Origin of the sequence: uncultured Sutterella sp. (genome assembly GCF_937923675.1) — a bacterium.
In the GTDB taxonomy this organism is placed as follows: domain Bacteria; phylum Pseudomonadota; class Gammaproteobacteria; order Burkholderiales; family Burkholderiaceae_F; genus Sutterella.
Map to the genome: position 1 here is coordinate 95,911 of NZ_CALDXB010000083.1, position 26,872 is coordinate 122,782.

The 26,872-nt window shown below is 63.2% G+C and carries 25 protein-coding genes and 1 other RNA gene; 7 read left to right on the forward strand and 19 right to left on the reverse strand.

The window, feature by feature from the left end; genetic code table 11:
• Positions 1-70: 70 nt before the first annotated feature.
• Both mraZ and rnpB read right to left on the reverse strand, forming a co-directional pair.
• Positions 71-490 carry a division/cell wall cluster transcriptional repressor MraZ gene (gene mraZ, locus Q0106_RS09650; protein ID WP_297612165.1) on the reverse strand — a complete coding sequence of 140 codons (420 nt, stop codon included), beginning with the start codon at positions 488-490 and terminating at the stop codon, positions 71-73.
• A gap of 244 nt (positions 491-734) precedes the next feature.
• An RNA gene (gene rnpB, locus Q0106_RS09655) (RNase P RNA component class A) lies at positions 735-1,050 on the reverse strand.
• Between the two features lie 128 nt (positions 1,051-1,178).
• Here rnpB and Q0106_RS09660 point away from each other — a divergent pair.
• The 3 genes from Q0106_RS09660 (at position 1,179) to Q0106_RS09670 (ending at position 6,074) form a co-directional block, all read left to right on the forward strand.
• Positions 1,179-2,333: a hypothetical protein gene (locus tag Q0106_RS09660; protein WP_297612167.1), complete on the forward strand. Its 1,155-nt coding sequence runs from the start codon at positions 1,179-1,181 to the stop codon at positions 2,331-2,333.
• Between the two features lie 128 nt (positions 2,334-2,461).
• The gene (gene hemL, locus Q0106_RS09665) at positions 2,462-3,745 is read left to right on the forward strand and encodes a glutamate-1-semialdehyde 2,1-aminomutase (protein ID WP_297612170.1); all 1,284 of its coding nucleotides are present in this window, start codon (positions 2,462-2,464) and stop codon (positions 3,743-3,745) included.
• A gap of 130 nt (positions 3,746-3,875) precedes the next feature.
• Positions 3,876-6,074, forward strand: coding sequence for a thioredoxin family protein (locus Q0106_RS09670; protein ID WP_297612171.1), 2,199 nt, complete (start codon positions 3,876-3,878; stop codon positions 6,072-6,074).
• A gap of 96 nt (positions 6,075-6,170) precedes the next feature.
• Here the strand turns inward: Q0106_RS09670 and Q0106_RS09675 are convergent, their stop codons facing one another.
• Positions 6,171-7,832, reverse strand: coding sequence for a D-alanyl-D-alanine carboxypeptidase (locus tag Q0106_RS09675; RefSeq protein WP_297612173.1), 1,662 nt, complete (start codon positions 7,830-7,832; stop codon positions 6,171-6,173).
• A gap of 258 nt (positions 7,833-8,090) precedes the next feature.
• Here Q0106_RS09675 and Q0106_RS09680 point away from each other — a divergent pair, with 258 nt between their 5' ends.
• Positions 8,091-8,378, forward strand: a complete 288-nt coding sequence (locus Q0106_RS09680; protein WP_152157936.1) for a co-chaperone GroES — start codon at positions 8,091-8,093, stop codon at positions 8,376-8,378.
• Between the two features lie 56 nt (positions 8,379-8,434).
• Positions 8,435-10,072 carry a chaperonin GroEL gene (groL, locus tag Q0106_RS09685; protein ID WP_152157914.1) on the forward strand — a complete coding sequence of 546 codons (1,638 nt, stop codon included), beginning with the start codon at positions 8,435-8,437 and terminating at the stop codon, positions 10,070-10,072.
• Positions 10,073-10,222: 150 nt separating this feature from the next.
• Here the strand turns inward: groL and Q0106_RS09690 are convergent, their stop codons facing one another.
• A complete protein-coding gene (locus tag Q0106_RS09690; protein WP_297612177.1) occupies positions 10,223-10,828 on the reverse strand; it encodes a hypothetical protein in 606 nt (201 codons plus the stop codon).
• Between the two features lie 329 nt (positions 10,829-11,157).
• Between Q0106_RS09690 and pyrF the strand changes: the two genes are divergently transcribed.
• A complete protein-coding gene (pyrF, locus tag Q0106_RS09695; protein WP_152157913.1) occupies positions 11,158-11,976 on the forward strand; it encodes an orotidine-5'-phosphate decarboxylase in 819 nt (272 codons plus the stop codon).
• A 106-nt stretch (positions 11,977-12,082) separates the two neighbouring features.
• Here pyrF and Q0106_RS09700 read toward each other — a convergent pair whose 3' ends face one another.
• Complete coding sequence (locus tag Q0106_RS09700; RefSeq protein ID WP_297612180.1) at positions 12,083-12,511, reverse strand: cyclophilin-like fold protein; 429 nt, start codon at positions 12,509-12,511, stop codon at positions 12,083-12,085.
• 265 nt (positions 12,512-12,776) lie between these two features.
• Here Q0106_RS09700 and Q0106_RS09705 point away from each other — a divergent pair, with 265 nt between their 5' ends.
• Positions 12,777-13,559 carry a carboxymuconolactone decarboxylase family protein gene (locus tag Q0106_RS09705; RefSeq protein ID WP_297612182.1) on the forward strand — a complete coding sequence of 261 codons (783 nt, stop codon included), beginning with the start codon at positions 12,777-12,779 and terminating at the stop codon, positions 13,557-13,559.
• Positions 13,560-13,646: 87 nt separating this feature from the next.
• Here the strand turns inward: Q0106_RS09705 and Q0106_RS09710 are convergent, their stop codons facing one another.
• The 14 genes from Q0106_RS09710 to Q0106_RS09775 all read right to left on the reverse strand — a co-directional run bounded on the left by Q0106_RS09710 (position 13,647) and on the right by Q0106_RS09775 (position 26,862).
• Complete coding sequence (locus Q0106_RS09710) at positions 13,647-14,582, reverse strand: AraC family transcriptional regulator (RefSeq protein ID WP_297612184.1); 936 nt, start codon at positions 14,580-14,582, stop codon at positions 13,647-13,649.
• Between the two features lie 126 nt (positions 14,583-14,708).
• Entirely contained in the window at positions 14,709-15,923 is a 1,215-nt protein-coding gene (locus tag Q0106_RS09715) for a hypothetical protein (protein ID WP_297612186.1), read from the reverse strand.
• 175 nt (positions 15,924-16,098) lie between these two features.
• The gene (locus Q0106_RS09720; RefSeq protein WP_297612188.1) at positions 16,099-17,496 is read right to left on the reverse strand and encodes a hemolysin family protein; all 1,398 of its coding nucleotides are present in this window, start codon (positions 17,494-17,496) and stop codon (positions 16,099-16,101) included.
• Between the two features lie 66 nt (positions 17,497-17,562).
• Complete coding sequence (locus Q0106_RS09725) at positions 17,563-18,105, reverse strand: CinA family protein (RefSeq protein ID WP_297612191.1); 543 nt, start codon at positions 18,103-18,105, stop codon at positions 17,563-17,565.
• Positions 18,098-18,634 (reverse strand): phosphatidylglycerophosphatase A, encoded by a 537-nt coding sequence (locus tag Q0106_RS09730; protein WP_297612194.1) that lies wholly within the window; start codon positions 18,632-18,634, stop codon positions 18,098-18,100. Before Q0106_RS09730 ends, Q0106_RS09725 begins: the two co-directional genes overlap by 8 nt.
• Before the next feature lie 3 nt (positions 18,635-18,637).
• Positions 18,638-19,639: a thiamine-phosphate kinase gene (thiL, locus tag Q0106_RS09735; protein WP_297612197.1), complete on the reverse strand. Its 1,002-nt coding sequence runs from the start codon at positions 19,637-19,639 to the stop codon at positions 18,638-18,640.
• A gap of 169 nt (positions 19,640-19,808) precedes the next feature.
• Entirely contained in the window at positions 19,809-20,339 is a 531-nt protein-coding gene (gene nusB, locus Q0106_RS09740; RefSeq protein ID WP_297612200.1) for a transcription antitermination factor NusB, read from the reverse strand.
• Between the two features lie 143 nt (positions 20,340-20,482).
• Positions 20,483-20,980, reverse strand: a complete 498-nt coding sequence (gene ribH, locus Q0106_RS09745; protein WP_139688480.1) for a 6,7-dimethyl-8-ribityllumazine synthase — start codon at positions 20,978-20,980, stop codon at positions 20,483-20,485.
• A 231-nt stretch (positions 20,981-21,211) separates the two neighbouring features.
• Positions 21,212-22,303: an NADH:flavin oxidoreductase/NADH oxidase gene (locus Q0106_RS09750; RefSeq protein ID WP_297612204.1), complete on the reverse strand. Its 1,092-nt coding sequence runs from the start codon at positions 22,301-22,303 to the stop codon at positions 21,212-21,214.
• A 184-nt stretch (positions 22,304-22,487) separates the two neighbouring features.
• A complete protein-coding gene (locus Q0106_RS09755) occupies positions 22,488-23,105 on the reverse strand; it encodes a riboflavin synthase (RefSeq protein WP_152158551.1) in 618 nt (205 codons plus the stop codon).
• Between the two features lie 6 nt (positions 23,106-23,111).
• Positions 23,112-24,233, reverse strand: a complete 1,122-nt coding sequence (ribD, locus tag Q0106_RS09760) for a bifunctional diaminohydroxyphosphoribosylaminopyrimidine deaminase/5-amino-6-(5-phosphoribosylamino)uracil reductase RibD (protein ID WP_297612207.1) — start codon at positions 24,231-24,233, stop codon at positions 23,112-23,114.
• A complete protein-coding gene (nrdR, locus tag Q0106_RS09765) occupies positions 24,233-24,724 on the reverse strand; it encodes a transcriptional regulator NrdR (RefSeq protein WP_297612210.1) in 492 nt (163 codons plus the stop codon). Before nrdR ends, ribD begins: the two co-directional genes overlap by 1 nt.
• A gap of 207 nt (positions 24,725-24,931) precedes the next feature.
• Complete coding sequence (gene glyA / locus Q0106_RS09770) at positions 24,932-26,194, reverse strand: serine hydroxymethyltransferase (RefSeq protein ID WP_297612213.1); 1,263 nt, start codon at positions 26,192-26,194, stop codon at positions 24,932-24,934.
• Positions 26,195-26,256: 62 nt separating this feature from the next.
• Positions 26,257-26,862, reverse strand: coding sequence for a YbhB/YbcL family Raf kinase inhibitor-like protein (locus tag Q0106_RS09775; protein WP_297612216.1), 606 nt, complete (start codon positions 26,860-26,862; stop codon positions 26,257-26,259).
• Between the last annotated feature and the right edge of the window lie 10 nt (positions 26,863-26,872).

Here is a 26,872-nt window from a genome sequence, read left to right on the forward strand (position 1 = left end):
GACGGCAAGGAAATAAGTAATACGGAAGCAGAAGCTTCGAGGAGTGTGAGAGGAAGAGAGCCCCGGGCGTTCAGAAATTGAATCCGGCCGGATCAAACCCTTCGGCGAGCGACGCTTCCTCATTCGCCCTGAGCGCAGCCCGATCCCAGAGTTCGAGATGTTCGCCGAGACCCACCAGCGCGCAGTCGCGCCCGAGCCCGGCGAGCTCCCTCAGATCCTTCGGAATGAGAATGCGGCCGGCGGCATCGGGCTTGAGTTCCAGAGCGCTCCCGAGCACAAGGCGCACGAACCCTCTCGCGCTCCAGGGGAGCGAAAGAAGCTTCTCGCGCCGCGGCGCCCAGGCTTCAGCCGGATAAATGAGCAGGCATCCGTCGGGATGGCGGGCCGCGACGATTTCGCCGCCCTGCGCTTCAAGCTCATCCCGAACGCGCCTGGGAAGAGCGAGCCTTCCCTTGCTGTCGAGCGTAACGAGCGAAGTTCCCTGAAACACCTGAGATTTCCGATCAAAGCCTGTAGACGGGGAGGCCTCCCCCTAAGAGACACCTCCACTTAATCCCACATTTTCCCACACCCTGCGGAGAACGGAGGGAGATTTCGCCTTTGATATGTATAGAAGTTTGATCGGAGAAAAGCTCCGGGCAAAAAGGCGCGGAGAACGAAAAAAGCCGCCCCGGGGAAAGCGTTGTCCCGTGAGCGGCTTCTGAAGCCATATGAAGAATTAGGAGCAGCAGCTCCCGAGAAGCTCCCGTGTAAGCCGGATTCTGTCGGCAAAGGACCCGAAAGTCCCCTGCCGGCGGCCATTCGTCTAGGACGACGCTCGCGCGCCGCCTCAAGCCATCTACCCGCAGCCGGACCGGGCCGGTCCATCGGCTGCCTATTTGATGTTGCTCCCCGTAGAGATTGCCCGTTTCACCCGGCCCGAAGCCGGCTCGTCTCTGTTGCTCTGATCCGCGCCTTGCGGCGGAGAGGTGTTACCTCCTACGGCGCCCTGCGGAGTCCGGACTTTCCTCCCGCGGCATGAATGCCGCCGACGACCGCCCGGGGAACTCCCGTCAGGGGAGCTGCTGCAGGAGCGCTACTTTAACGATCTCGCGGCGCCAAGGCAAGTGCGCAGGCAGATGCCTTGTGCCAAAATGAGGGCCTTTTTCCTCTTATTTGTTTTCACTCTTTTTTCGGCCATGCTGAGACGCTCTTCACTGCGCATCGCGCTCGCTTCGCTCGCTTTTGCCGCTGCACTTCCCGCTCATGCGGGCTTCTGGTCCTCCCTGATCGACACGACCCCTGCGGGCATCGCACGCAACTCCGAAGACCGCCCGGGCGACTGGGCTTCCTTCTGGAGCGACACCAGGGCGGGCGCAGAAAAAATCATGAGCGACGGGAATTCCATCTGGATTCTTCCCACCTACACGAACCACCCGAGATGGGACTGGCCGCAGCGCGACGAGGAAAACGGCTGGCCGATGGGCATGGGGCTCGCGCGCGGCATCATTGACGAGAGGGGCAACGAGCGCATGCTCTACCTCATCACCTTCGTCGACTCCAACTATCGCCCGGAACCCATGGCGGGCTATACGTGGGTCGCCCGCTGGCCGCTCGGGAATTCCGGATTCCATGTGGGCGCAGGCTACCTCGCCGGGATCACGATGAGGGGCGACTACATGTGGGCTCCGGTGCCGCTCCCGCTGCCGCTCGCCAAGGTGGGGACCGACACGGTTTCCTTCTACGGCACCTGGATTCCCTTCACGAACGTCTTCTTTTTCTTCTCGACCATTACGCTCGACGACGCGAAGGGCCGCAAAATGCCGCTTTCGCCCGAGAGCCCGTGGGTGAAGACCCCGAACCTCCTCTACGGCAGCTGGGGGTGGCAGTACACCGACAACGGAGAGAAGTATTCGCCGAGCCGCGTGGGAAGCGACACGGTCTGGAATGCCGGCCTGAGGCGCTATTCGGGCCGCAGCTGGCAGACGGACCTCAAGTATTCGCGCTCCTCGCATGAAGTCACCCGTGCGGACGGCCCGGGAAGGAACGACCTCAGAATCGAGTCCTACACCCTGACCCTTGCCTACAACATGGACTGGACGAAGACCTTCCGGCTCTTTGCCGGCGCGGGCTTCGGCTACTCGAAGGGCGAAACCGCCTACGCCTCGGACTGGAGCCTTCATCCGGCCCTTACGCTCGGCTTCACCTGGGCCGCGGCGGAGAACTTCTTCATCACGGGGTCGATGGATACGAATTTCGCGCGCTTCAAGGGCGTCCTCGAGGACCGCGGCGACGGCTACACCGTCCGCTCGATGCCGACGAGCTTCACGATCGGCGCGGGCCTTGCATTCTGATACGCCTCCGGGATCGCCGTTAATAACAAAGAAAGAGTCCGCACTTAAAATGCGGACCAAAAGAACACCAGCTTTCCCGGCGGCGCGTGCTTACGCCGCCCGAATTCTTCTTTCCGGAGTTAATTTCCATGGACCGCAATCAGGCGCTCCTCGAGCGCGCACAGAAAGTCATCCCCGGCGGCGTCAACTCGCCCGTCCGCGCCTTCCGTTCAGTGGGCGGCGCCCCGCGCTTCATCGAGCGCGCCAAGGGCCCCTACATGTGGGACGTTGAGGAAAAGCGCTTCACCGACTATGTGTGCTCCTGGGGTCCGATGATCCTCGGCCACAACGATCCGGATGTCGTCGAGGCCGTCCACGCCGCGGTCGACCGCGGTCTTTCCTTCGGCGCCGCCACGCGCGCCGAGGTTGAAATCGCCGAGGAGATCACGCGCCTCATTCCCTCGATGGAAGAAGTGCGCCTCGTGAGCTCCGGCACGGAAGCGGGCATGTCCGCCATTCGCCTTGCCCGCGGCTTCACGGGCCGCAACCGCATCATCAAGTTCGAGGGCTGCTACCACGGCCACTCCGATGCGCTTCTCGTGAAGGCGGGCTCGGGCCTTCTCACCTTCGGCAATCCCTCGTCCGCCGGTGTTCCGGCCTCCGTCACCGAACACACGCTCGTTCTCGAATACAACAACCCCCAGCAGCTCGAGGACGCCTTCCGCAAGTACGGCGACGAAATCGCCTGCGTGATCGTTGAAGCCTTTGCCGGCAACATGAATCTCGTGCGCGGCAGCCAGGAATTCATCGATACGATGCGCCGCCTCTGCACCGAGCACGGGGCGCTCCTCATCGTCGACGAGGTGATGACGGGCTTCCGCGTTGCACTGAAGGGCGCGCAGTCGCTCTTCAACGTCACCCCCGACATCACCATGCTCGGCAAGGTGATCGGCGGCGGCATGCCGGTCGCCGCCTTCGGCGGCCGCGCCGACATCATGCAGAAGATCGCCCCCTGCGGCCCGGTCTATCAGGCGGGCACGCTCTCGGGGAACCCCGTCGCCGTCGCCTGCGGCATGGCGACCCTCAGGAAGATTCAGGCTCCGGGCTTCTACGATCGTCTCGGCGCCCAGACCTCGCGCCTCGTCAACGGCCTCGCCGCCGCGGCGAAGGATGCGGGCGTCCCGTTCTCGGCCGACTCCGTGGGCGGCATGTTCGGCATCTACTTCCTCCCCGAGCGTCCGCACGGCTTTGCCGACGTGATGAAGGCCGACCAGCACGCCTTCAATACGTTCTTCCACGGCATGCTCGACCGCGGCTGCTACTTTGCGCCGTCGACCTTCGAAGCGGGATTCGTCTCGATTGCTCACACCGACGAAGTGATCGATTCGACCATCGCCGCTGCCCGGGAGGTCTTCGCCTCCATGGCGAAGTAATCTTCAGTGGCTTCAGAGGCAGGCGGCAAGCCTGCCTCGGACACCCTGTCGTCCGGCGCGTTCCTCCGCCCGCATTCGGGAGCCTTGAGAGAACGCGCCGTTCCCGTATCTGATTCCCCGACAAAACGCCATGCTTCATGCTGCCAATCTCCTCAGGCGGGCGCTCAGTACGCTCGCCGCAGGCCTCGTCTGCGCCGCGGGCTTAAGCGCCAATGCCGCCTCTTCCGACGGCTGGATCAATGCCATTGATGCCGCCAAGGGAGGCGGGAAGCAGGCGCCTCACGTGATGGTGGACCTCGTTTCCGCCAAAACGGCGCTGACGCCCCAGGCGGTCAATCAGCTCGCGGTCCGCTTCACGCATGAGGAAGGCTGGCACACCTACTGGAAGATGCCGGGCGATGCCGGGCTTCCGCCCGAATTCACCTTCACGCTGCCAGGGGATCTCAAGGCAACCGATCCGCTCTTTCCGCTCCCTGCGCGCACCATTACCTCCGGCCTCACGAGCTTCGGCTACGGCGGCACGACGCTCTTTCCCTTCCGCGTTGAGGTTCCGCGCGGCGCGTACGGAAACGCTACGGTAAGGCTCCATGTCGAATATCTCGCCTGCCGCGAGATGTGCGTTCCGGAGTCCGCGGACGTTTCGCTCAGGCTTCCGATTGACGTTGCAGGGAAAGACACGCCCGAAGCGGCCGATATCGCGGAATCGCTCTCGAGGGTTCCTGAAACGGTCGCCGACGCAGGCACTGTTTCGGCTTCAATCGAAGCCAACCGCATCATGATCTCGGTGGCGGGAAACGCCGCCGTTCAGAAGAGCCTCGACTTCTTCCCGCTCGAGAAGAACGTCGTGAAGCTCTCCGAGCCGCCGGAATTCGCGCCCGGGGAAAACGGCGCCCAGCGTCTCTGGCTCACGGCAACGGACAAGTTTGCCGCGAAGCCCGCTGATGTCATCCCGGGCGTTCTCGTCGCGGACGGCGGACCTCAGAAGGGCGGCTGGGCAGTCGAAACCCGGATTCCGCTCAAAGCGGAAGCCGTGCCGCTCCCGCCCGCCAACGTGCGCACGATTTCCGCCGGCGATGCGCAGGGAGACGCAGCTCAGAACACGGGCGCCTCGCTTTCCTTCACGGCCTGGTCGGCGCTTCTTTCCGCCTTCCTCGGGGGCCTCATCCTCAACCTGATGCCCTGCGTCTTCCCGGTGCTCTCCTTAAAGCTCCTCGACCTCGTGAAGGGAGCGAAGTCGTCAACAAACCTGATGGGGCACGGCGTTGCCTTTACGGGCGGCGTTCTCGCGACGATGCTCGCGCTCTCGGGGCTTCTTCTCGCGCTGAGAGGCGCGGGGCACGCCCTCGGCTGGGGCTTCCAGCTTCAGTCCGCATGGGTCGTCTCCGCACTGATTCTTCTCTTTACCGCGATTACCTTTAATCTCCTCGGCTTTTACGAATTCACGTTCGGCAGCCGCATTGCCGACGCCGAAAGCGTCCGCAAGGCGCCTAAGACGGGCCTCGCCGCCTCCTTCCTCACGGGCGTCCTCGCCGTTATCGTCGCGAGCCCCTGCACCGCACCCTTCATGGGCGCCGCGCTCGGCTACGCCCTGACGCAGCCCGCCATTGAGGCGCTTCTCATCTTCCTCGCGCTCGGCTTCGGCATGGCCGCGCCCTGGCTCGTTCTCTGCCTCTTCCCCTCGTGGGCCAGACGGCTCCCGAAGCCCGGCCCCTGGATGGACGCCTTCCGCCGGATCATGGCGATTCCGATGGCGCTCGCCGTCCTCTGGCTCTGCTGGGTGCTGTCGCACCAGACGGACTACCGCGGCGTGCTGCTGATTCTCTGCGGCATGGGCGCGCTCGGCGTCTTCTGCTGGCTTCTCGGCCGCCGTCAGTGGGGCCGCGCCTCCTCGACGCCCATCATGGGGATCATGCTCGTCATTGCCGTAGCCTCTGCCGCCATTGCCGGAAGCTCCCTCTTCGAGCGGACGGCGGCCGAATCCCGCGCAGATTCCGGCTGGGCCCCGTGGAGTGAAAAGGCGGTTGAAGCGGCGCTCGCCGAAGGGCACCCCGTTTTTGTGGACTTCACGGCCGCCTGGTGCATCACCTGCCAGGCCAACAAGCTCGCAGCGCTCGATCGCGCGGAAGTGCTCGATCGCATGAATGCGCTCGGCTACGTGAAGCTCGAGGGCGACTGGACGAACCGCAATGCAGAGATTGCCGCGGTGCTCTCCAAATTCGGCAGAAGCGGCGTTCCGCTTTATCTCATCTACCGTCCGAACGGCGAGGTGAAGGTGCTGCCCGAGCTCCTCACGCCCGGCATCGTGTTGGAATCCCTTGAGGAAAAATAGTTTCTGACGCTTTTTCCTCCTGCCAAACGCCATTGCTGCCGGAGAGATTCCTACAGAGATCTCTCCCCAGGCTATGGCGTTTTTTCATGCCTTTTGCTACTCGCCAGCGTAGACCCACTCAATCACGGCATCGAGGAACTTAATGCCGCCCGGGACGTTCTTTGCGCCCGTCACGCTCGCGTAGACCGCATAGCGGCGCCCGTCAAGCGCATGCACGTAGCCCCCGATGCTGCGGACATTTTCGAGGTACCCTGTCTTGATGCGGCCTTCCTCGGGCGCCGCCTTGCGGCGCACCATCGTGCCGTCCCGGCCCGTGATGGGAAGCGACGCCAGATATTCAGGCATGTAGGGGCCGTTCCAGCCGGCGGAAAGGAGATCCGTCATGGCGCGCGCCGACACGTGGCTCGTGCGCGAGAGGCCCGAGCCGTTGTCGATGATGATCTCTGAAGCCGGAATGCCGCGGCTCGTCATCCAGTCGGAGAGCTCTGCGCGGGCATCCCCGAGCGTCGCGCCGCGCGGGAATTGAAGCCGCTTGTCGTCCCCGGACCTGGCGTCCTTTTTGGAAGCGCCTGAGGCCTTCGCTGCCTCCTCTTCCTCAGAAGCCTTCGCCTCAAGCTCCTCCTCAACACGGCGAGCGCCGAGCGTGAGGAAGATATGCCGCGCCATGGGGTTGTTGGACCATTTGTTCGTGAGGGCCGTTATTTCGCCGAGCGTGGGCGAGAGGCGCGTGAGAAAGAGCTTTCCGTCCTCCGGAACCTTTCCGGAGACGACCTTTCCCCGCCAGGTTCTGCCGTCCCTTTCCCAGAGCGCGCGGAAAAGGCGCTCAAAATATTCATTCGCCTCAAAAGCGATCACGTTGAAGTTCTTCACGCCGCAGGCGGAGGGGTAGCGCCCGTTGAAGACCACGCGCTTTTTTCCCTTCCCCAGATCATTCACCCTGAAGGCAAGAGCCGACTTCCAGTCGCCGCAGCCGCCTTTCCCGAGCCGGATGGTCTTCGGATAGGAAACGCCCGCGAGGGGCGGGAAGACGACGACGCGCGCAACGCCCGCCTTCACGTCGGGCGTGAGTTCAAAGCTCAGATTCCGGTAATTGAGGAGCGCCGCATCGGGCTGCAGGTTGTAGGGACGGGAGCGTCTGCCGTCGAAGGCTCCCGGATCCACATTCGGAATATTGAAGTGCGAACGGTCGATGACGATGTTGCCGTCAATGCGCCGGATCCCTTTCTGAGCGAGCCGGTCGACCTCGAGCGCAAAGTCCTCGAGCACGAGCGCCGGGTCGCCGCCGCCGCGTATGAAGAGGCCGCCCCTGAGGAGGCCGTTCCTGTCGGGCATCTCCCTCACGTAGAAGTTCGTGCGCCAGCGGTAGCTCGAACCGAGCACCTCGAGCGCGGCGAGGGTCGTCACGAGCTTCGCCGTGGAGGCGGGAGGCTCCATCGCGTCGGCGCGCCAGCTGAGAACCGGCCGCTTCGGGTCCTCAACCGGCACCACGGAAACGGCAATGCCCGCCGGATCGACCCGCAGGCGCCTTGCGGCCTGAAGGAGCTTGTCTGGGAGCTTCGTAAGCTCCGCCCGGCGCTCCGGCGCCGCGGTTCGCCCGAGGGCCTGTCTTCGGGGAAGCGCGCGCGCTCCGGCCGCTTCGGGTTCTGCCCCGTCGTCTTCCTTCTGCGGACCGGCATCCGGCTCCCCGGCGGAGGCCTCCGCTGCGGCGGGCGCTTCCGCAGCCCCTGCTGAGAGCGAAAGGGCCGGCAGGGAAAGCACCGAGAGCATCAACGAATAAGCAATGATTTTTCTATAAAAAATTGAGCCTTTCCGCATTTTCAGACGTCAGGATAAAAATTTTTCTCCCGGTCCTCTTGAAATCCCGGGGACCGTCCCCATATGGGGAGTAAATGGTAGCGAACCCCTAGAGCGGCGTTCGCTTCTCAGCAATGCAATTTTTCATTTCGGCCGGCTGCCAGAGGGTTTAAAGCTGCCCCGCAGACGACCGGCAAGATTCATTAAATGGAGATTTCCAAGATGCAGATTCGTCCTTTGCATGACCGCGTCATCATCAAGCGCCTTGAAGCCGAAACGACGACCGCCTTCGGCATCGTCATTCCGGACTCGGCCGGCGAGAAGCCCGATCAGGGCGAAGTGATCGCCGTCGGTCCCGGCAAGCGCGACGAAGCCGGCCGCATCATCACCCCGGACGTGAAGGTGGGCGACCGCGTTCTCTTCGGCAAGTACTCCGGCCAGACCGTGAAGGTCGACGGCGAAGAGCTCCTCGTCATGCGCGAGGAAGACATCATGGGCGTCCTTGAATAAGCGCCCTCGGGACAATCTCAGACAGATTTTCAAGTACAAATTTAAGGATTACAGAAATGGCTGCTAAGCAGGTTCTTTTCGGTGATGATGCCCGCACGAAGATGGTTCGCGGCATCAATGTTCTCGCCAACGCCGTCAAGGTGACGCTCGGCCCGAAGGGCCGCAACGTCGTCCTTGAACGCTCCTTCGGCGGCCCGACGGTCACGAAGGACGGCGTCTCGGTCGCCAAGGAAATCGAGCTCAAGGACAAGTTCGAGAACATGGGCGCCGCGATGGTCCGCGAAGTCGCCTCGAAGACGAGCGACAACGCCGGCGACGGCACGACCACGGCCACCGTTCTTGCCCAGGCGATCGTTGACGAAGGCATGAAGTTCGTCGCCGCCGGCATGAACCCGATGGATCTGAAGCGCGGCATCGACAAGGCTGTCGCCGCTGCGATCGCCGAGCTCAAGAAGATATCGAAGCCCACCACGACCAACAAGGAAATCGCCCAGGTCGGCGCCATTTCGGCCAACTCCGACCATGAAATCGGCGAAATCATTTCCGAAGCCATGGACAAGGTCGGCAAGGAAGGCGTGATCACCGTCGAAGACGGCAAGAGCCTCAAGAACGAACTCGAAGTCGTCGAAGGCATGCAGTTCGACCGCGGCTACCTCTCGCCCTACTTCATCAACCAGCCCGAGAAGCAGTCCGCTGTTCTCGACAACCCCTTCATCCTGCTCCACGACAAGAAGATCAGCAACATCCGCGAACTTCTCCCGGTGCTCGAACAGGTTGCCAAGGCTGCTCGTCCGCTCCTCATCATTGCTGAGGACATCGACGGCGAAGCGCTCGCCACCCTCGTCGTGAACTCGATCCGCGGCATCCTCAAGGTTGTCGCCGTCAAGGCTCCCGGCTTCGGCGACCGCCGCACCGCCATGCTCGAGGACATCGCTGTTCTTACGGGCGGCACGGTCATCTCGAGCACGGTCGGCCTCACGCTCGACAAGGCCACGCTTGCTCAGCTCGGCTCCGCGAAGAAGGTTGAAGTCTCGAAGGAAAACACCACGATCATCGACGGTGCCGGCGATGCTGCCGCGATTGAAAACCGCGTGAAGAACATCCGCACCCAGATCGAGGTTGCCACGAGCGACTACGACCGCGAGAAGCTCCAGGAACGCGTTGCCAAGCTCGCCGGCGGCGTTGCCCTCATTAAGGTCGGTGCCGCGACGGAAGTCGAAATGAAGGAAAAGAAGGCCCGTGTTGAAGACGCCCTCCACGCCACCCGCGCTGCGGTTGAGGAAGGCATCGTCCCGGGCGGCGGCGTTGCGCTCATCCGCGCCAAGCTCGCCATCAAGGATCTGAAGGGCGACAACGACGAACAGAACGCCGGCATCCGCATCGTTCTGCGCGCCATGGAAGAGCCGCTTCGCCAGATCGTCGCCAACGCCGGCGACGAACCGAGCGTCGTGGTGAACACCGTTGCTCAGGGCGAAGGCAACTTCGGCTACAACGCTCAGTCCGCTCAGTACGGCGACCTCGTCGAAATGGGCGTTCTTGATCCGACGAAGGTGACCCGCACGGCTCTGCAGAACGCGGCTTCCGTTGCCTCCCTCATCCTCACGACCGACTGCATGGTCGCCGACCTCCCCGTTGAGGAGAAGGGCGCCCCGGCCGGCATGGACGCGATGGGCGGCATGCCCGGCATGATGTAATTCAGGGCTTAAGTTCCTGAATCCTCATGCGAGGCTTAAAGCGGCGGACCGCAGAGCGGCCGCCGCTCTAAAACCCAAAAGAAAACCCGCAGCAGCGATGCCGCGGGTTTTCTTTTGGGGAGAAATTTTCCCGTCAGGACGCAGGACTCATCAGGCCTTCAGGCCGGAGAGGCGGGCGAAGTCCGCCGTCGTTACCTGCGGAATCGGCACGTAGCGGCCGTCCGTCGTCTTCAGCACGCCGAAGGGCACGGAATTGCCTCCCGCACGGCGGAAGATCTTGGAGTTGTCCCAGACCTTCTCGCGCTTTTCAAAGGGGAGCGTCATCTTCCTCACGTCAAGGCCCTTGAAGGACTCATCGCGGTAATGCTTCTCGTGCTCCATGAAGGCCGCCTTCGGGTCCTTGGCGGCAAGAATCGCGGCGCCCTGGAGTTCGCTCCAGGGGTTGAGAACGGCGACGGGGTGCCAGACGAAGGTGACGCGGTCCATGAAGGGCCGGAACTGCTCAAACTCCCACACGCACCACTGGCACTGCGGATCGAAGACCATGTTGACGACGGGCGCCCCCTTGGGGCCTTCAAAGCGCACGCCTTCGCCGTTTTCAGCGAGCTCCACGAAAAGGCGTTCAGCATTGAGATCCGTAGGAACTTCCGGCAGCGCCGGCCATTCACGCTTCTTTGCCGCGCGGGCAGTCGGAATTGCGGCGCAGGCGAGCATGCCGGCAGCGAGCATCAGGGATCGACGGGTAAGAGCCTTCATAATGTCTCCTTTTCTTTTAGAAACTCTGGGATGAAGAAAAAGGAACGGGTCCCCGGGGCTCACCTCCCTTTTCGCATCCTTCAGTCATCCTAGCGCGGGCGCGTCTCCTTCGAAGGCCGCGGATACTTTTGCGGACAATTGACTCTTGAGGAGCATCAGTCTTACCGTCATGAGTTTTTCCGCGTCTGCGAGCGCCTCAGGGACTTAAAGGCCCTAAAGGATATCGAGCCTTGACCAAAGGAGCGTCTCCCCCCGAAAATACCCGCCTGAACATATGGGGCTCCGCTTTTTCCGTCCGGAGCGTCCTGAGAGAGTAAAAGGCAATTTGCATGAAATTCACTGAAATGCTTGAGGCGCGCTGGCGCAATCAGAATACGCTTCTCTGCGTGGGGCTCGACCCCAACAGGAGCCGCTTCCCCGAAGAGCTCGCTGACTCTCCCAACGCCATCTACGACTTCTGCTGCGGCATCGTCGACGCCACCGCCGACCTCGTCTGCGCCTTCAAGCCTCAGATCGCCTACTTTGCCTCCGAAGGCGCCGAGGATGCCCTGAAGCGCATCATCGAGTACATCCATGCCAACCATCCCGGCATCCCGGTGATTCTCGACGCGAAGCGCGGCGACATCGGCTCGACCTGCGAGCACTACGCCCGCGAAGCCTTTGAGCGCTTCAAGGCCGACTGCGTGACGCTCTCGCCCTACATGGGCGAGGACACGATCACGCCGTACCTCAAATACGAAGATAAGGGCATCTTCCTCCTCTGCCGCACGTCGAACAAGAGCGGCGACGAACTGCAGATGCTCGACGTCGGCGGCGAACGCCTTTTCGAGCGCGTTGCGCGCCTCACGGCGGAAAAGTGGAACCGCACGGGCGAACTCGGCCTCGTCGTCGGCGCCACCTACCCCGATGAGCTCGCTGCCGTTCGCCGCGTTGCGCCGGACATTCCGCTTCTCGTTCCGGGCGTCGGCGCCCAGGGCGGCGACATTCAGGCCGCCGTCACGGCCGGCATGGATACCCGCGGAGCCGGCATGGTCATTAATTCCGGCCGCGCCATTCTCTATGCGAGCAAGGGCGCCGACTGGCAGGATGCCGCCAGAAAGGCTGCCGAAGCCACCCGCGACGCCATCAATGCGGCCCGCGGCGCCTGATCGATGCGCATGAGGCCGGCTCACTCCGAGCCGGTGCGAAAAAAAGTCCCGAAGCCTTCAAGAGGTTCCGGGACTTTTCTTTATCCGTTCAGCTCTGCCGATCCGGTTATTTCTTCTCATGAAGCTCCACGCGGCTCGTTCCGCTCTTTTCAAGTGCAGCGAGAGCGTCTTCCCCCATATGACCGAGGATCACCAGATCGTCGCTCGGGGCGTTGCCGCCGATGAGGAAGACGCAGAGATTTCCCCACGGGATGTAGTAGGCGAGGTCGCCGCGCTTCGGCGACGCCGCAAGGGCGTCCTTCCCCGTGTCGAGCGCCGGCTTCAGATAGGTGATGCGCTCGAGCTTCCCGAAATTCTCGAAAGGCTGCGAGAGCGGAAGGCGCTTCACGAGGTTCGCTGCCGCCTCTGTGCCGTTCATTTCAACATCAAAAGTTTTGGCGCCGATCGTCATTGAAATGGTTTCGGCTCCTGCGGCGCCCGAGACCGCGGCAATGCCGGCAGCCGCTGCGGCAGCGACCATTCTCTTCATCTTCATGGATGGATTCCTCCTCTAATAGCGGATTCATCGGCTTCAGACCGATTCCCGCGTGCTTCTTTCCGGAATTCATTCTCGCGCGCGAAGAGAGGAGAAGCATTTCCGCGCGGTGAGATCGATTCATTTGGGCAAGAATTTGGAAGAACCTCGATATCGGGGAAAGACGTTGAGCGGCGAAACTTCAATGGAAAGCCGGCGCCTCCGGGAATGCATTCCCGATAAGCGCTCTGCGGCCTTTTCGTCTTCTTCTCTGAGGTCTTCCACCATGCATTCCATTCTTTCCCGCCGCAAGGTTCTCTCTAGCGCCGCCGTTGCGGCCGGCGCATTTGCCGCCGGCGCTCCGGCAAGAGCCGAAACGAAACCATCTCCGGACCCCGATGCCGACGCCGTCCTCACGCGCATGACGAAGCTCTCGGAACGCGGCGCTTCGCTCCCGCTCAAATCCCGCCACCTGGTGATGCTCGCCACGCTCTCAGCGATCGGCCTCCCCGAGCATGTCGAATCGGCCGTGAAGGCTGCGCTCCGGGACGGCCTCACGCCCGCCGAAGTGAAGGAAGCCTTTTACCAGACAACGCCTTATGTCGGCTTCGCGCGGGTTTCTTCCGTTCTCAGGTCCGCCAACAAGGCGCTCTCCGAGAGCGGCGTGAAGCTCCCCATCCCGAGCGAAGGCACCGTCACCGACGAAACGCGCTTTACGGAAGGCTTCAAAGTTCAGAGCGGGATCTTCGGCGACGCCATCCGCCGCATGCATGAGACTGCGCCCGAAAGCCAGAAGGCGCTCCTCGTGAGAGACCTCACCGGCTGGTGCTTCGGCGACTACTACACGCGCAAGGCGCTTGACCTTCGCGAGCGCGAGCTCATCACCTTCTCGGCCATCGTCGCGCTCGGCGGCTGCGAAGCGCAGGTGCGCGCCCATGTGAACGGCAACGTCGCCGTCGGCGCCCTGAAGCAGAACCTCATCGATGCGCTCGAGGTGGGCCTTCCCTTCCTCGGGTTCCCGAGAACCCTCAATGCGCTTGCCGTCGTCAACGACGTGCTGAAGGATTAAGCCCCCAAAAAAATCGCACGGGATCCTGACGGAAGGGATCCCGTGCTTCCGTTGCTTTTCCCCGGTTTCGGAAGGACCGGGGAAGTCTTACGCCGCATCCGCGGCCTGAGCCCGGCAGGCTTCGACGTGGGCCTTCGGCGGAAGGCCGAAGGCGCGCTTATATTCGCGCGAGAAATAGGCGGCGCTTTCGTAGCCCACTTCGAAGGCGGCGGCCGCCGCATCCATGCCTTCGTCCATCATGAGGCGCTTGGCTTCATAGAGGCGGAGCGTCTTTACGTACTGCCTCGGGCTCGCGCCGAGGATTTCGCGGAAGTACCGGTAGAAGGTCGCCGCGCTCATGCCGAAGCGCGAAGCCGTGTCGGCGACGTCGAAGTCCCTGCGGTAGTTGGCGCGCATCCAGGCCGCGGCCTCGCGAATCCGGCTCTCGGGCGTCCCGGAACTGAAGAGTGCCCGGAAGGCACCTGCGGCCGGGCTCATGAGAAGCCGGAAATAAAGCTCTTCCTTCACAAGCGGCGCCATGAAGGCCGCGCCCGCGCCTTCGTCGGCAAGCCGAAGGAGCCTCAGGAGCGCATCGAGCATCTGCTCGGTTGCCGGGAAAACGGTGGCCGCTCTCGAACCCTGAATGCCGCCAGAGCCAAACATGCATTCGGGCACGGGGCGGTCCCGCAGGCGCGCGAGCACCGTCGTCATCACGTCTTCCTCGAGATCGAGCACGATCCCGAAAAAAGGATTTTCCCGCGCGGCGCCGATCGCCTCAAAGGAATCCGGGAGTTCCACGCTCGTCACGATGGCCGAACCCGCGCCGTAGGCAAGATTGGCGCCGAGCATGCGGGCAGCCTTTCGTCCCTGAACGATGAACCCCACAGAAGTGGAGGAAACGCAGTCGATCAGGCGGTTCGATTCCTCGCGTCGGATGATTTTGAGGCCGCTCACCTGAATTTTGAGCGCGCCCGGATGAGGAAGCCTTGCCGCCGCCTCTCGTGCGAGCTCTTCCAGAATAGATTGCGTCCGGCTTTCCGTCATGATGCCTTTCTCCATGAAGAGGAATGGATTCTTTCTCTTCAAAAGCATATCAGCGCTTCAAAAAAGAATTGCCCGAATCTCTCACGCTGAGAGAAACGGGCAATCATCTGCGGCATTGAGTAAGGATCACCTCAGGAGCTGATAGATCCCGGGACCGGCAAGCGGCTGGTCGTTGGCGAAAATGCCGCCCGCCGTGATTTCAATCTTCGTCGTGTATTCGCCGTTCACGAGCTTGAGCTCTCCGCTCGCCACGACGTCGGCAATGGTCGCGGGTTGAACGAGCGCCTCGGGGATCCGGAGTTCGAACTGCCCGTACTTCGGAATGCCCGTCTGAGGCGACGCTTCATGGCGAAGCGTGCCCGTGAGGTGCGCGGTTTTGCCTTTCGCTTCATAGAAGGCGTCGTCGAGCGTCACGCCGATTTCGTTCTTGAGGAACGCATCGCGCCAGAGGCCGAGCACGCGCCAGCCGGCGAGCGGGTCAAGCGCCGCGGCTTCGGAGGCTTGATTCACTTTCTCAATAAAGGCGCCCGTGAGGCCCGAGAGCCGCACCGAGAATCCCACGCGGTCGGCGGCCTCGCCCTCGATTCGCGGCTTCCTTACCTCAACGTCCGCGCGCTCTTCCCAGCGGACTTCGGCGGGTGCCGCTGACTTGTCCGCACCGTCCATCCGGCGCGAGGTGAGCTTCAGGGAGAAGCTGTCGCCCTTGAGTTCGCCCGCATCAAACGTTCCGCCCGAGAGCGAAAAATCGGCAATGGGGCGGTCCTCGTGCGCGGCGAAGTCTAAGACCAGATCCCGGATGGAAGCCGCGGTGCCGTCGCCGAAGCGGCAGACAAAGCCGCCGAGCGATCCCGTGACGGCGGTCTTTCCGTCGGTTTCGTGCGCCGTAACGAGAAGGGGTTCGGTCGTGCAGACGTCGCCCGAGGCGGCGTCCTTAAATTCGAGCGCGTCAAGGCGCCAGAGAACGGGCTTCATCGCGCCCGAAACGGACGTTTCCACCACCATCGAATCACGGTAGCCCGAGACGCCCGAATCCCGGATGGATCTCCCGAGGCCTTCATCCAGATTGAGGGTGAGCACGGTGCGCGTGCCCCAGCCCATTTCCGCACTCCCGTCCCAGACCGCGCGAAGGCCCTCGGCTTGCGCGCGCACCCGGAAAGTGCGGGTTCTCCAGGTGCGGCCCGTTTCCTCGTAGGTCACCCTGAGGCCCTGCGGAGGATTGGCGGCAATCTGCGCCACCCGCTCATCCCACATGCGGCCTTCCCAATGCACCAGGCCGAAGCCGCTCCCTGCGAGGAGCACCAGGACGCCGGCGGCAATGCCAATGCGTTTTGTCGTCGTCATTCTTTTTTCTCTTTTTTGGGTTTATCGAGGCGAGCGGCGTCGCCCGCCTGCTTCTTCTCTCTTTCTGCCGGGAGAGGCCGTCGACTTATCCACAGGCCGAGCCGTCTCCCTCTTTTTCTTCCACAGGGTTATCCACAGGTTCGAAAAATACTGAATCACCTCTCTCTCAGGCGTTTCAAGCCTTCTTTTCTTCCTTTTGAGGCGCTTCCGGAACCGCACTGGGGACAACTTCAGGAGTCCCCGCGGGAACGCCCGGACGGGGAGCGCCCTGACGCGGGCGGCCGCCCGCCGGGAACGCGATCACCTTGTCGACGCGCCGGCCGTCCATATCGACGATCTCGAGCTTCCAGCCGCCCCATTCGGCGGTGTCGCCCTCGCGCGGGAGCCTTCCGAGAAGGAGCATCATCATGCCGGCGAGCGTGCTGTAGCGGCCCTGCTCTTCCTCGGGAACGCGCTTCAGATTCAATACGTCCTTCAGTTCCGGCACCGGAATGATGCCGTCGAGAAGCCAGGAGCCGTCCTCGCGGCGGCTTGCCCAGCCGTCGCCCGGGAGTTCAGGCTTGAATTCGCCGGCAATGGCCTCGAGAACGTCGCGGGGAGTGACGAGCCCCATCACTTCGCCGTATTCGTCGACGACGAGCGCAAGCGGCACGTCCGTCTTTCTGAAGTGCTCGAGAAGCTCCATGCCGGTGAGGGACTCAGGCACGTAGTTGACGGGCGAGAGGTTGCTCTTGAAGTCAGGCTTGCCGTTTTCAAGAATCTGCTGCAGAAGCGTCCTCGTCGAGCAGACGCCCTTAACGTTTTCAAGCCCGCCCTCGCAGACCGGGAGGCGCGAGCGGCGCGAGGAGCGGATTTTCTCCACGTTCTCCTCAACCGGATCATCGATGTCGATCCAGCTGATGTCGGCTCTCGGCGTCATGAGGGAGGCCACCTGACGGTCGTCGAGCCTGAAGACGTTGCGCACCATGTCGCGCTCGGCCGTTTCAATCACGCCGGACTCCTTCCCTTCCTCGATCATGGCGTGAATTTCCTCCTCGGTCACCTGCGAGGTGCCCGTGTCCTTCACGCCGAAGCGTTCGAGCAGCCACTTGGTCGAGAAGGACAGGAGCTTCACGAAGGGGGCTGCAATGACGGAGAGGAAATGAATCGGGGGCGCGATGCGGCAGGCAATCCGCTCGGGCGACATCTGGCCGATGCGCTTCGGGACGAGTTCGCCGAGCACAATCGAGAAGTACGTGATGAGCACCACCACGATCACTACGCCGATCGCCTTGGCGCTCTCCGGGCTCATGCCGAAGGAAATCAGGAGCGCGGCCATCGGCTGCGCGAGCGCGGATTCGCCCACGATGCCCGAAAGAATGCCGATCGAGGTGATGCCCACCTGGATGGTGGACAGGGCCCGCGTGGGGTCGGCATTCAGTTCCTGCGCGCGGGCGGCGCCCGTCGCTTTTTCCTCGGCCATGCGCGCGAGCCGCGCGCGGCGGCTCGTGACGAGCGAAATTTCGCTCATGGCAAAAACGCCGTTGAGGAGAATCAGGATGAGAAGGATCAGGATGTCCAGCGAACTCGACATGATGGGTTCCGTGGGGAAATCAAAGAGGGATAGGGATGAAGAGCTGGGAGCGGGAATCAGAAGACTTTAATCGTATTCCGAAGGCATCCGCATGGGATCAGCCCCGTCGATGAGGGCAATGAGCCCCTGGAGCGCCGTAATGGCGGCGGCAAGCCGCACGGCTCTCCGGTCGCCCGGCGCATGAATCGTGCGCACGGAGGTGACGATCGCGCCCGAATCGGTGCGCTCGGCCCAGCCGAGGCAGACGGTGCCGACGGGCGTTTCCGGCGTCCCGCCCGAGGGGCCCGCAACGCCCGTGAGCGCGACCGAAAGGTCCGCCTTCGAGGAGGCGAGCGCCCCGCGCGCCATCGCTTCGGCAACGGGTTCGGAAACGACGCCCTCCGTACGGATCATTTCCGCAGGCACGTCGATCATTTCGACCTTGGCTTCAGGCTGATAGGTGACGAACCCGCGGTCGAACCAGGCCGAGGACCCCGCAACGCCCGTAATGAGCTCAGAAACGAGTCCGCCCGTCAGGCTTTCGGCCGTCGCGACGACGCGTTTCTTTTCCTTTGCGCGGGCGGCAAGAATCTCTGCGGCGAGTTCCGCCTGGCTGCGAAGCTTATCCATAAATCCTCCAGTAGAGCGCAAGGGCGAGCTCTATGGCCGCCCACGCATAAAGCGCCGCGAAAAGGTCGTCGAGCATGACGCCGAACCCGGTCTTCAGACGCCGGTCGATCCACGACGCGGGCCAGATCTTCACGATGTCGAAGAAGCGGAAGACGGCAAAGGCCGCGAACCACCAGCCCCAGCCGGCGGGAAGCGCGAGGCAGATCGCCCAGACGGCGACCGCCTCGTCGACCACGAAGCCGCCGTGATCCATGACGCCAACGGTGCGCCCGGCTTTTTCGCAGGCCCAGGACCCGAGCACGAAGAGAAGCACGGTGAGGACGAGCCACGCCTCCCGCCCGACCAGGGGCGAGAGAAGTCCGAAAAGGAGCATGGCGGCGAAGGACCCCCAGGTTCCCGGGGCGGGCCGGAGGAGCCCGACGCCGAAGAAGGTGGAAATCAGCCCGGAGAGGGATCCGAAGGCCCATTTGGGATTAAGCCTCAGCCGGTTGGCCGGGTTGGCAGGATCGTACTTTCCTGTCGCGCTCACGCGTTACTCCTCATTCCTAAAGTGGTCGAACCCCTCCGTCACGAGGAGGACGGGGAGCCCGTCGGGCGTTCTCACCGTGACGGCGCGCGAGGTGCGCTCGATCACGCGGCCGATGCGCGTGACGGGCGTCCCGGAAAGGAGTCCCGCCTCGTAAATCCGCTCGGCGCTCGAGGGCGGCGCCGTGAAGATGAGTTCGTAGTCGTCGCCCCCGGCGAGCGCCGCCTCATGCTGCCTTGCGGGCGTCATCGACTGAAGCGCCACCGAGGTCGGAATCTTCTCCCACTCGATTTCGGCTGAGACGCCGCTTCTCTCAAGAATATGGCCGAGGTCCGCGAGAAGTCCGTCGGAAATGTCCGCGGCGGCCGATGCGGCGCCAAGCAGCGCCTGACCGAGCGCGATTCTCGGCGTGGGCCTGTCCATGCGGGCAAAGAGCTCGGGCTCGAGGTCGGGCATCACCGACCAAGCGCCCCAGCGGCACTTGAGCGCCGCATAGGCGTCGCCCACGGTGCCCGAGACCCAGATGTCGTCGCCGGGCCTTGCGCCCTTTCTCGTAAGCCCCATGCCGGCCGGGAGATCCCCCATCGCGGTGATGCTGATGGTCACCGGGGCATGACGCCCCTCCACTTCAGGCGTTCTCGTCGTATCGCCCCCGAGAAGGGCGCAGCCCGACTCGCGCGCGAGCTTCATGAGGCCGCGCGAGAAGTCGGCGAGCCAGCCGTCGTCGCGGCGCGGAAGTCCGATCGAGAGGAAGAAGGCGCGCGGGACGGCCCCCGCGGCAGCAAGGTCGGAAAGGTTCACGGCAAGGGCCTTGTAGCCCACGTCCTCAGGGTCGGCGTCGGGAAGGAAATGAGTGCCGAGCGCCATCATGTCGCAGGTGACCGCAATGCGGCCCGCGCCCGTGTCGATGATCGCGCAGTCGTCGCCCACGCCCTGGCTCTTCCAGGCGCCGAACGTCTGATACGTAAAGAACTTTTCAATGATTTGAAATTCACCGGCTTCAGCCATTTTGGAACTGCCTCCTTGAAAGGAAAGCCAATGCAAAAAATTCAACTTTCATGAGCGTAGCCGACTTTCCGCCCGAAATGACGTAAAAAGGCCGCCCGCAAAGACGAGCGACCTCTCCCCTAAAATCAGCCGTTGGGGCGCGAATTCCGCACCCGAGCGAAGGTTCCGTTTACTTTGCGTCTTTCTGAGCCTTCTCTGCGTGATCGGCCTTGAATTCCGTCTCGCGCACCTTCTCGGCAACACGTTCGAGCACGGCGTTCGTGAAGCGGTAGCCGCTCCCGAAGCGCTTGGCGAGCTCGATCGCCTCGTTGAGAACGACGCGGTAGGGCGTTTCAGGCGCCCGCATGAGTTCAAAGGTGCCGAGGAACAGAATCGAGCGCTCGACGAGCGACACGCGCTTCAGATCGCGGTCGACGAAGGGCGCGAAGACGGCTTCAATCGCCGCATGCTCGCAGACGACGCCCGAAAGGAGCGTAGCGAGGAGCTCGCGGTCCGCGTGCGACCAGTCTTCAACCGTGAGGCCTGCGCCTTCAACGGGGCCGCCGTCCTCTTCTTCGATGAGCGCGCGAAGACCCTGTTCGATTTTCTCAGCCGAAAGCTCGGGGTTCGCAATCCACTCATAGACGCCGAGGAGCGCGAAAACGCGCGCGAGGCGGCGCGGGGAATGGGCTTGGCGGCTGGGCTTGTGCGCTTCTGTCATGTTTTCTCTGCTTCTCTAGAGGAGGAATGGAGCCTTGGGGATCGGATGCCGCCCGTAAAAGGCGGGCCTGCCGGGCGGAAAAGCCGCGCATTGTAGCGCGGCTTGCGGACGCCCGTAGGCAAATCAGGCGTATTGCGCCCGGATTATTCAACGCGGTTTTCTTCGTCGTCGAAATCCTCGGCGGAAACGAATTCCTTCGCGAGGTTGGCCATTTCAACGGCGCAGCGGGCGCAGTCGCGGCCCTTCATTTCGAGGCGCTCCTGGCACTGCTCGTCGTTTTCCGTCGTGAGCACGCCGTTGGCGATCGGAATTTCATAGTCGAGACCGATGCGGGTGATGCCGGACCCGGATTCGTTCGAAACGAGCTCGAAGTGATAGGTCTCGCCGCGGATGACGGCGCCGAGCGCGATCAGCGCATCGTACTCTTCGGTCTGCGCGAGCTTCATGAGCGCAAACGGAATCTCGAGCGCGCCGGGAACGGAAACCTTCGTCACGTCCTCGTCCATCACGCCGAGCTTGCGCAGCTCGTCCATGCAGGCCTCGAACTCACCGCGGCCGGCATATTCATTGAAGCGCGAAACCACAATGCCGATGCGCAGATCGGTGCCGTCGGTAGAAGTCGGGATGATGTCAACTGCCATTTGCGTCTCCTTTAGGGAAGGCAGAAAGCGAAGCCGCGCCATCCTTCTTTGAAGAATGACCGGGGGTTCGCTCGGTCAGAAAGAACCTCGAGCGGATTCCGTGGCGGCTCTCGCCCGGAAAATCCGCCCGCGAAAGGGAAGTGCGTCCTTCAAAAGGACGCTCCTCAGGGAGGAATTAGTAATTTTACCGCAGCGCCCGAAGGATAGCGGGCGCATTAGAGCTCCAAAAGGTCAGTACGTGAGTCCGCGCAGGTACTGCGGCGGAACGACGAGCTCAGGCACCTGCTTCACGTGAAGGGCGCTCGCGGCGTGCCAGCCCCAGTGCGGGTCGTCGAGCATTGCGCGTCCGATGTCGATCACGTCGGCCGCGCCTTCGCGCAGAAGCGTTTCGGCCTGCCAGGCGTCGCGGATCAAGCCGACCGCAAAGGTCGGCATGCCGGTCTCGGCCTTCACGCGGCTCGCAAAGGGCACCTGGTAGCCCGGGCCCGCCGGAATGGGGGCGTTCTCGATATTGCCGCCCGTCGAAACGTCGACGAAATGAAGGCCCTGCGTCTTCGCAACCTTCACGAGCTTCACCGTATCCTCGATCGTCCAGCCGTCGGGCACCCAGTCGGTCGCCGAGACGCGAAGGCCGACGGCCACCTTGTCGCTCACGCTGCTCTTCACGGCATTCATCACCTCGCGGGCAAAGCGCATGCGGTTCTCGAGCGCCCCGCCGTATTCGTCGATGCGGGTGTTCGTGAGGGGCGAGAGGAACTGGTGAATGAGGTAGCCGTGGGCCATGTGGATCTCAATTCCGTCCACGCCGGCGCGCTCGGCGCGCTTTGCAGCCTCGCCGAAGGCATTGGCGACCCGCGAGCAGTCGTCGAAGGAGAGCACGCGGGGCTTCGTGTAGCGTTCGTTGAAGGGAATGGCCGAAGGCGCGCGCACGGGCCAGCCGCCGTCCATCGGCTCCACCGTCCTCGTCTCGCCGTCCCAGGGCTTCGTCACGCTCGCCTTGCGCCCGGCGTGATTGAGCTGCACCATCACGCGGCAGGCGGGTTCGATTTCATGCATGAGGTCGACGAGCTCCTTCAGGCCCGCCTCGCATTCATCCGACCAGAGGCCGAGATCAGACTCCGTAATGCGGCCTTCGGGCGTCACCGCCATGGCTTCGATGCAGACGAGGCCCGCCCCGGACGCGGCGAGGTGGCCGTAGTGCATCTTGTGAAAGAGCTGCGCCACGCCGCTCTTGGCGCTGTACATGCACATCGGCGGAACCGCAATGCGGTTCGGGATCGTCACCGGACCGAGCTCGATCGGCGTAAAAAGCATGGTATCCATAAATCTCTCCGGCCGTGCCTTCTCCAGAAAACGGGAGGAACGGCATTCCTCGTGCGATGAAAAAGAAAACGCGCCTCCGGGGCCCGGGGACTGGCTTCCCCCGGCCGCGCCGGACGCGCGCTTCATATGAGTCTTCTGAGCTTCTCCCTATGGAAGAGGGAAGAAGCTTCCTGCGGACGTCGTCTTAGAAAAGAGCGTCGTCATCCTTGAGCGACATTATGCGCTCGACGTAGCGCGCAATTGTGTCGATCTCAACGTTTACGTAGCTTTGCGCCTTGAGGTGCTTCAAGGTTGTGACTTCCACGGTGTGCGGAATCAGGTTGATCGTGACGAGCGTATCGAGCGCCGTATCCTCGACCTTGTTGATGGTGAGGGAGACGCCGTTGATCGTGATCGATCCCTTGTAGGCCACATAGGGCGAAAGCATGCGGGGCACGCGCACGACGAGCTTCCAGGACTCCGCCACGGGCTCCATCGATTCGACCTGGCCCACGCCGTCGACGTGGCCGCTCACGATGTGGCCGTCGAGGCGGTCGGAGAGGCGCATCGCCTTTTCGAGATTCACCTCGCCGAAGGTGTCGAGACCGGTCGTCTTCGAGAGGCTTTCAGCGGACACGTCGATCTTGAATTCGCGCTCGCTCACCTCAACCACGGTCATGCAGGCGCCGTTCACGGCGATCGAGTCGCCCACGCGCACTTCGTCGAGCCCGAGATCGGGCGCGAGGATCGTGAGGCGAACGCCGTCGCCGAGTTTTTCAGGTTCGCGAACCTTGCCGATGGCCTGAACAATGCCGGTAAACATCTTGATTTATCTCCTCAGAAGAATTCGAATATCGCCCCCGATCGGAGCGAGGGAATGAATTTGCCAGCGCGGCGCCTCGCCGGGCGACTTGGGCGGCGCAATGACTGCGGGGGGAAGCCCTGCGCCGAAAAGGCAGGGCGCCATGTAGACGAGAAGCTCGTCGGCGAGCCCCGCCCCGATGAAGGCGCCCGTAAGCCGGGGCCCCGCCTCCACGTGGACCTCGTTCACCTCGCGGCGGGCGAGCTCCACCATGAGCCGCGCAAGGTCGACCCGCCCCGGAACTTCCGGATGCGGGATGCGGAGCACCTCGGCGCCCGCGGCTTCCAAAGCATTCCTGCGTTCGCGGTTCTCCTCGGCCGAGACGAAAAGCACGCGGCCTCCCGGAGAATGAAGAATCTTCGCCCCGGGACTCGTCTCGAGCCTCGGATCGACCACCACGCGCAGGGGCTGGCGGACCTGGTCCTCGAGCCTCACGTTCATCTGCGGGTCGTCGGCGCGCACGGTGCCGGCTCCCGTCACGACGGCGCCCGAACGGCCGCGCCAGAACTGCACGTCCTTTCTCGCCTCTTCGCCCGTAATCCATTTGGAGCGGCCGTCAGGCAAAGCCGTGCGCCCGTCAAGCGTAATCGCCGTCTTCACGCGCACCCAGGGCGTGCCGCGGGTCATGCGCGCGAGGAAGCTCACATTGACTTCCTTTGCTTCCCTTTCGCGCACGCCGAGCTCGACCTCGACGCCGGCCTCCTCGAGCATCCTGAGGCCCCGCCCGCATACTTTGGGGTTCGGGTCGCCGGTCGCCGCAACAACGCGCGCCACCTTCGCCTCAATGAGCGCGAGCGCGCAGGGAGGCGTGCGCCCCCAGTGCGAACAGGGCTCAAGCGTCACGTAGACGGTTGCGCCCTCCACATTTTCGCCGCGCGCCGCCGCGTCCCGGAGCGCCATGATTTCCGCGTGAGGGCCGCCCGTCTGCTGGGTGCTCCCGGCGCCGATCAAGCGCCCGTCCTTCACGATCACCGCGCCCACGGAGGGGTTGGGGGGCGAAAGCCGCCAGGCCTTTCTCGCCTCGTCGAGCGCAAAATCCATCCACGCTTCGTCGGTTTTAAGCCGAAGCGCTTTTTCCGTTTGACTCATCACGCTTTCTCCGTGCCTTCCTCATCCGCGCTGCGGCCGCTCTCGTGGAGCGCGCGCTCAATCATCTCCGCAAACGCCTTGGGGTCGCTGATGTTGAGGTAGACGGACGCAAAGCGAATCCAGGCAATGATGTCGATGCCGCGAAGCTCCTCGAGAACGAGTTCGCCCACGCGGCTCGAGCGGATCTCGCGCTCGCCCGTGCCGGACATTCTGCGCTCGATCGCGTCGACCGCGGCATCGATGCGCTCGGACGAGACCGGGCGCTTTCTGAGCGCAAGCGCCATGGAGCTTCTCAGCTTCTCGCGGCTGTACTCAGCGCGGCCTCCTCCCTTCTTCACGATCCAGGGCATGGCGAGCGAAATGCGCTCGAACGTCGTGAAGCGCTTGCCGCAGCTCTGGCACTGGCGCCTGCGCCGGATCACAAGCCCGGACTCAGGCGTGCGGGAATCCACAACGCTCGTCTGATTGTGCTGACAGAAAGGACAACGCATTGAAACCTCGTGCTCCGGATAGGGATGGGAGAGGGAAAAGAAGGTTATCCGATGATTTTAGCGGACGGGACGCGCCGAATTTAAGGCTGAGGACACATCTGATAGCAAAAAGGCCTTCGGAAGGACCAGATCCTGTGCCGAAAGCCTTGAAAGGGCGGATTCTTAAAGGCCGGAGCGCCTCAGGGAATCCGCCGGTGCGATTTAGGATTATTCGCCGTAAACCGGGAACTGCGCGGTGAGCTTCGCGACCTCCACGCGGACGCGGTCGAGAACCGCCTGATCCTCAGGGGCTTCAAGCACGTCGACGATGAGGTTGGCCGTGAGGCGCGCCTCGTCTTCCTTAAAGCCGCGCGTCGTCATGGCGGGCGACCCGAGGCGGATGCCCGACGTGACGAAGGGCTTTTCCGGATCGTTCGGAATGGCGTTCTTGTTGACCGTAATGCCGACGGAGTGGAGCACCGTTTCGGCGGCCTTCCCCGTGATGTGAAGAGGCCTGAGGTCGACGAGCATCACGTGGCTTTCGGTGCCGCCCGACACGATGCGCAGGCCCCGCTGCATGAGCTGCCCGGCCATGACGGCCGCATTCTTCACGACCTGCTCCTGATAGGCCTTGAATTCCGGCGTGAGCGCTTCGCCGAGAGCCACGGCCTTCGCGGCAATGACGTGCATGAGGGGGCCGCCCTGCATGCCGGGGAAGACGGCGGAATTGATCTTCTTCTCAAGATCCGGGCGCACGAAGATCATGCCGCCGCGCGGACCACGCAGCGTCTTGTGGGTAGTGGTCGTCACGATGTCGGCATGACCGAAGGGGGGCGGATAGACGCCGGCGGCGATGAGGCCCGCATAGTGCGCCATGTCGACCATGAGGAGCGCGCCCACGGAATGCGCGATTTCCGCGAAGCGCTTGAAGTCGATGCGCTTCGAATAGGCAGACGCGCCCGTCACGATGAGCTTCGGCTTATTTTCCTTCGCGAGGCGCTCGACCTCGTCCATGTCGATTTCCTCGGCTTCGTTGAGGCCGTAGGGCACGCAGTGGAAGTACTTGCCGGAGAAGTTGAGGTGCATGCCGTGCGTGAGGTGGCCGCCGTCGGCGAGCGAAAGTCCCATGAAGGTGTCGCCCGGCTGAAGGAGTCCGAAAAAGACGGCGGAATTGGCCTGCGCGCCCGAATGGGGCTGCACGTTCACGGCCATTTCAACGCCGGCGGGCTCGCAGAAGAGCTTCTTCGCGCGCTCGATCGCGAGGCGCTCGACCTCGTCGACGAATTCGCAGCCGCCGTAGTAGCGCTTTCCGGGGTAGCCCTCGGCGTACTTGTTGGTGAGGCAGCTTCCCTGAGCAGCCATCACCGCCGGAGAGGCGTAGTTTTCGCTGGCGATAAGCTCGATATTCTGTTCCTGGCGGCGCGCTTCGGCGTCAATCCACTGCCACAGATCCGGATCCGCCTTGGCGGGGCTGTCGGTTGTCTTGAACATTTCTATTGCTGTTCCTGAATAGGGGTGTGATGGGAAAGCTGCTTCGGGGAGCGCCTGAGTCCTCAGGCGCCGCGCAGACGGGGGTTCAGTGTATATCTTCCGACGAGTTCCGCAGTGGCAAGGACGTGACCTTTCATGCGTTCCTCGACATCCTGCCAGGTAAAGGCCCTGGGGAGGCCCTCAAGCTTCGCGACGTCGAGCGCCGCGACCTGGAAGCGGTAGTAGTGGCGGCGGGCGTCGAAGAAGGGCGGGCAGGGACCGTCGTAGCCCGTGCCGACGCTGCCGGGCTCGGGCACCGCGCCGCGGCTGTAGTCGTTGATGCCGGGAAGACCGAAGCCCTTCGGGGTCTTTGCGCCATGACGGAACGCCCCTTCGGGGAATTCCGTCGTCGCGGCGTCGACGTTCGCCTGCACCCAGTGCACGAAGCGGCGCCGGATCTGACCGGCGGGGATTTCGCCCGAATGGTCCCTTTCCTCAAGGTTCGTCGGCACATCGTCGTCGAGGCACGCGACCACGAAGGACTTCGTGCCTTCAGGGACATCCGACCAGGCGAGATGCGGATTCGCGTTTTCGCTCGCGACCGTTTTTCCGCCTTCGCCGAGACGCCCGTAGGCGCAGCGCTCAGGAATCATTTCACCTTCGGAAAAAGTACGGGACTGAAGATCCATGACGGCCTCC

Coding starts and splice junctions, on each gene's coding strand:
- Q0106_RS09660 (WP_297612167.1), top strand. CDS start 1,179: ATGCTGAGACGCTCTTCACTGCGCATCGCGCTCGCTTCGCTCGCTTTT.
- hemL (WP_297612170.1), top strand. CDS start 2,462: ATGGACCGCAATCAGGCGCTCCTCGAGCGCGCACAGAAAGTCATCCCC.
- Q0106_RS09670 (WP_297612171.1), top strand. CDS start 3,876: ATGCTTCATGCTGCCAATCTCCTCAGGCGGGCGCTCAGTACGCTCGCC.
- Q0106_RS09680 (WP_152157936.1), top strand. CDS start 8,091: ATGCAGATTCGTCCTTTGCATGACCGCGTCATCATCAAGCGCCTTGAA.
- groL (WP_152157914.1), top strand. CDS start 8,435: ATGGCTGCTAAGCAGGTTCTTTTCGGTGATGATGCCCGCACGAAGATG.
- Q0106_RS09690 (WP_297612177.1), bottom strand. CDS start 10,828: ATGAAGGCTCTTACCCGTCGATCCCTGATGCTCGCTGCCGGCATGCTC.
- pyrF (WP_152157913.1), top strand. CDS start 11,158: ATGAAATTCACTGAAATGCTTGAGGCGCGCTGGCGCAATCAGAATACG.
- Q0106_RS09700 (WP_297612180.1), bottom strand. CDS start 12,511: ATGAAGATGAAGAGAATGGTCGCTGCCGCAGCGGCTGCCGGCATTGCC.
- Q0106_RS09705 (WP_297612182.1), top strand. CDS start 12,777: ATGCATTCCATTCTTTCCCGCCGCAAGGTTCTCTCTAGCGCCGCCGTT.
- Q0106_RS09710 (WP_297612184.1), bottom strand. CDS start 14,582: ATGACGGAAAGCCGGACGCAATCTATTCTGGAAGAGCTCGCACGAGAG.
- Q0106_RS09715 (WP_297612186.1), bottom strand. CDS start 15,923: ATGACGACGACAAAACGCATTGGCATTGCCGCCGGCGTCCTGGTGCTC.
- Q0106_RS09720 (WP_297612188.1), bottom strand. CDS start 17,496: ATGTCGAGTTCGCTGGACATCCTGATCCTTCTCATCCTGATTCTCCTC.
- Q0106_RS09725 (WP_297612191.1), bottom strand. CDS start 18,105: ATGGATAAGCTTCGCAGCCAGGCGGAACTCGCCGCAGAGATTCTTGCC.
- thiL (WP_297612197.1), bottom strand. CDS start 19,639: ATGGCTGAAGCCGGTGAATTTCAAATCATTGAAAAGTTCTTTACGTAT.
- nusB (WP_297612200.1), bottom strand. CDS start 20,339: ATGACAGAAGCGCACAAGCCCAGCCGCCAAGCCCATTCCCCGCGCCGC.
- ribH (WP_139688480.1), bottom strand. CDS start 20,980: ATGGCAGTTGACATCATCCCGACTTCTACCGACGGCACCGATCTGCGC.
- Q0106_RS09750 (WP_297612204.1), bottom strand. CDS start 22,303: ATGGATACCATGCTTTTTACGCCGATCGAGCTCGGTCCGGTGACGATC.
- Q0106_RS09755 (WP_152158551.1), bottom strand. CDS start 23,105: ATGTTTACCGGCATTGTTCAGGCCATCGGCAAGGTTCGCGAACCTGAA.
- ribD (WP_297612207.1), bottom strand. CDS start 24,233: ATGAGTCAAACGGAAAAAGCGCTTCGGCTTAAAACCGACGAAGCGTGG.
- nrdR (WP_297612210.1), bottom strand. CDS start 24,724: ATGCGTTGTCCTTTCTGTCAGCACAATCAGACGAGCGTTGTGGATTCC.
- glyA (WP_297612213.1), bottom strand. CDS start 26,194: ATGTTCAAGACAACCGACAGCCCCGCCAAGGCGGATCCGGATCTGTGG.
- Q0106_RS09775 (WP_297612216.1), bottom strand. CDS start 26,862: ATGGATCTTCAGTCCCGTACTTTTTCCGAAGGTGAAATGATTCCTGAG.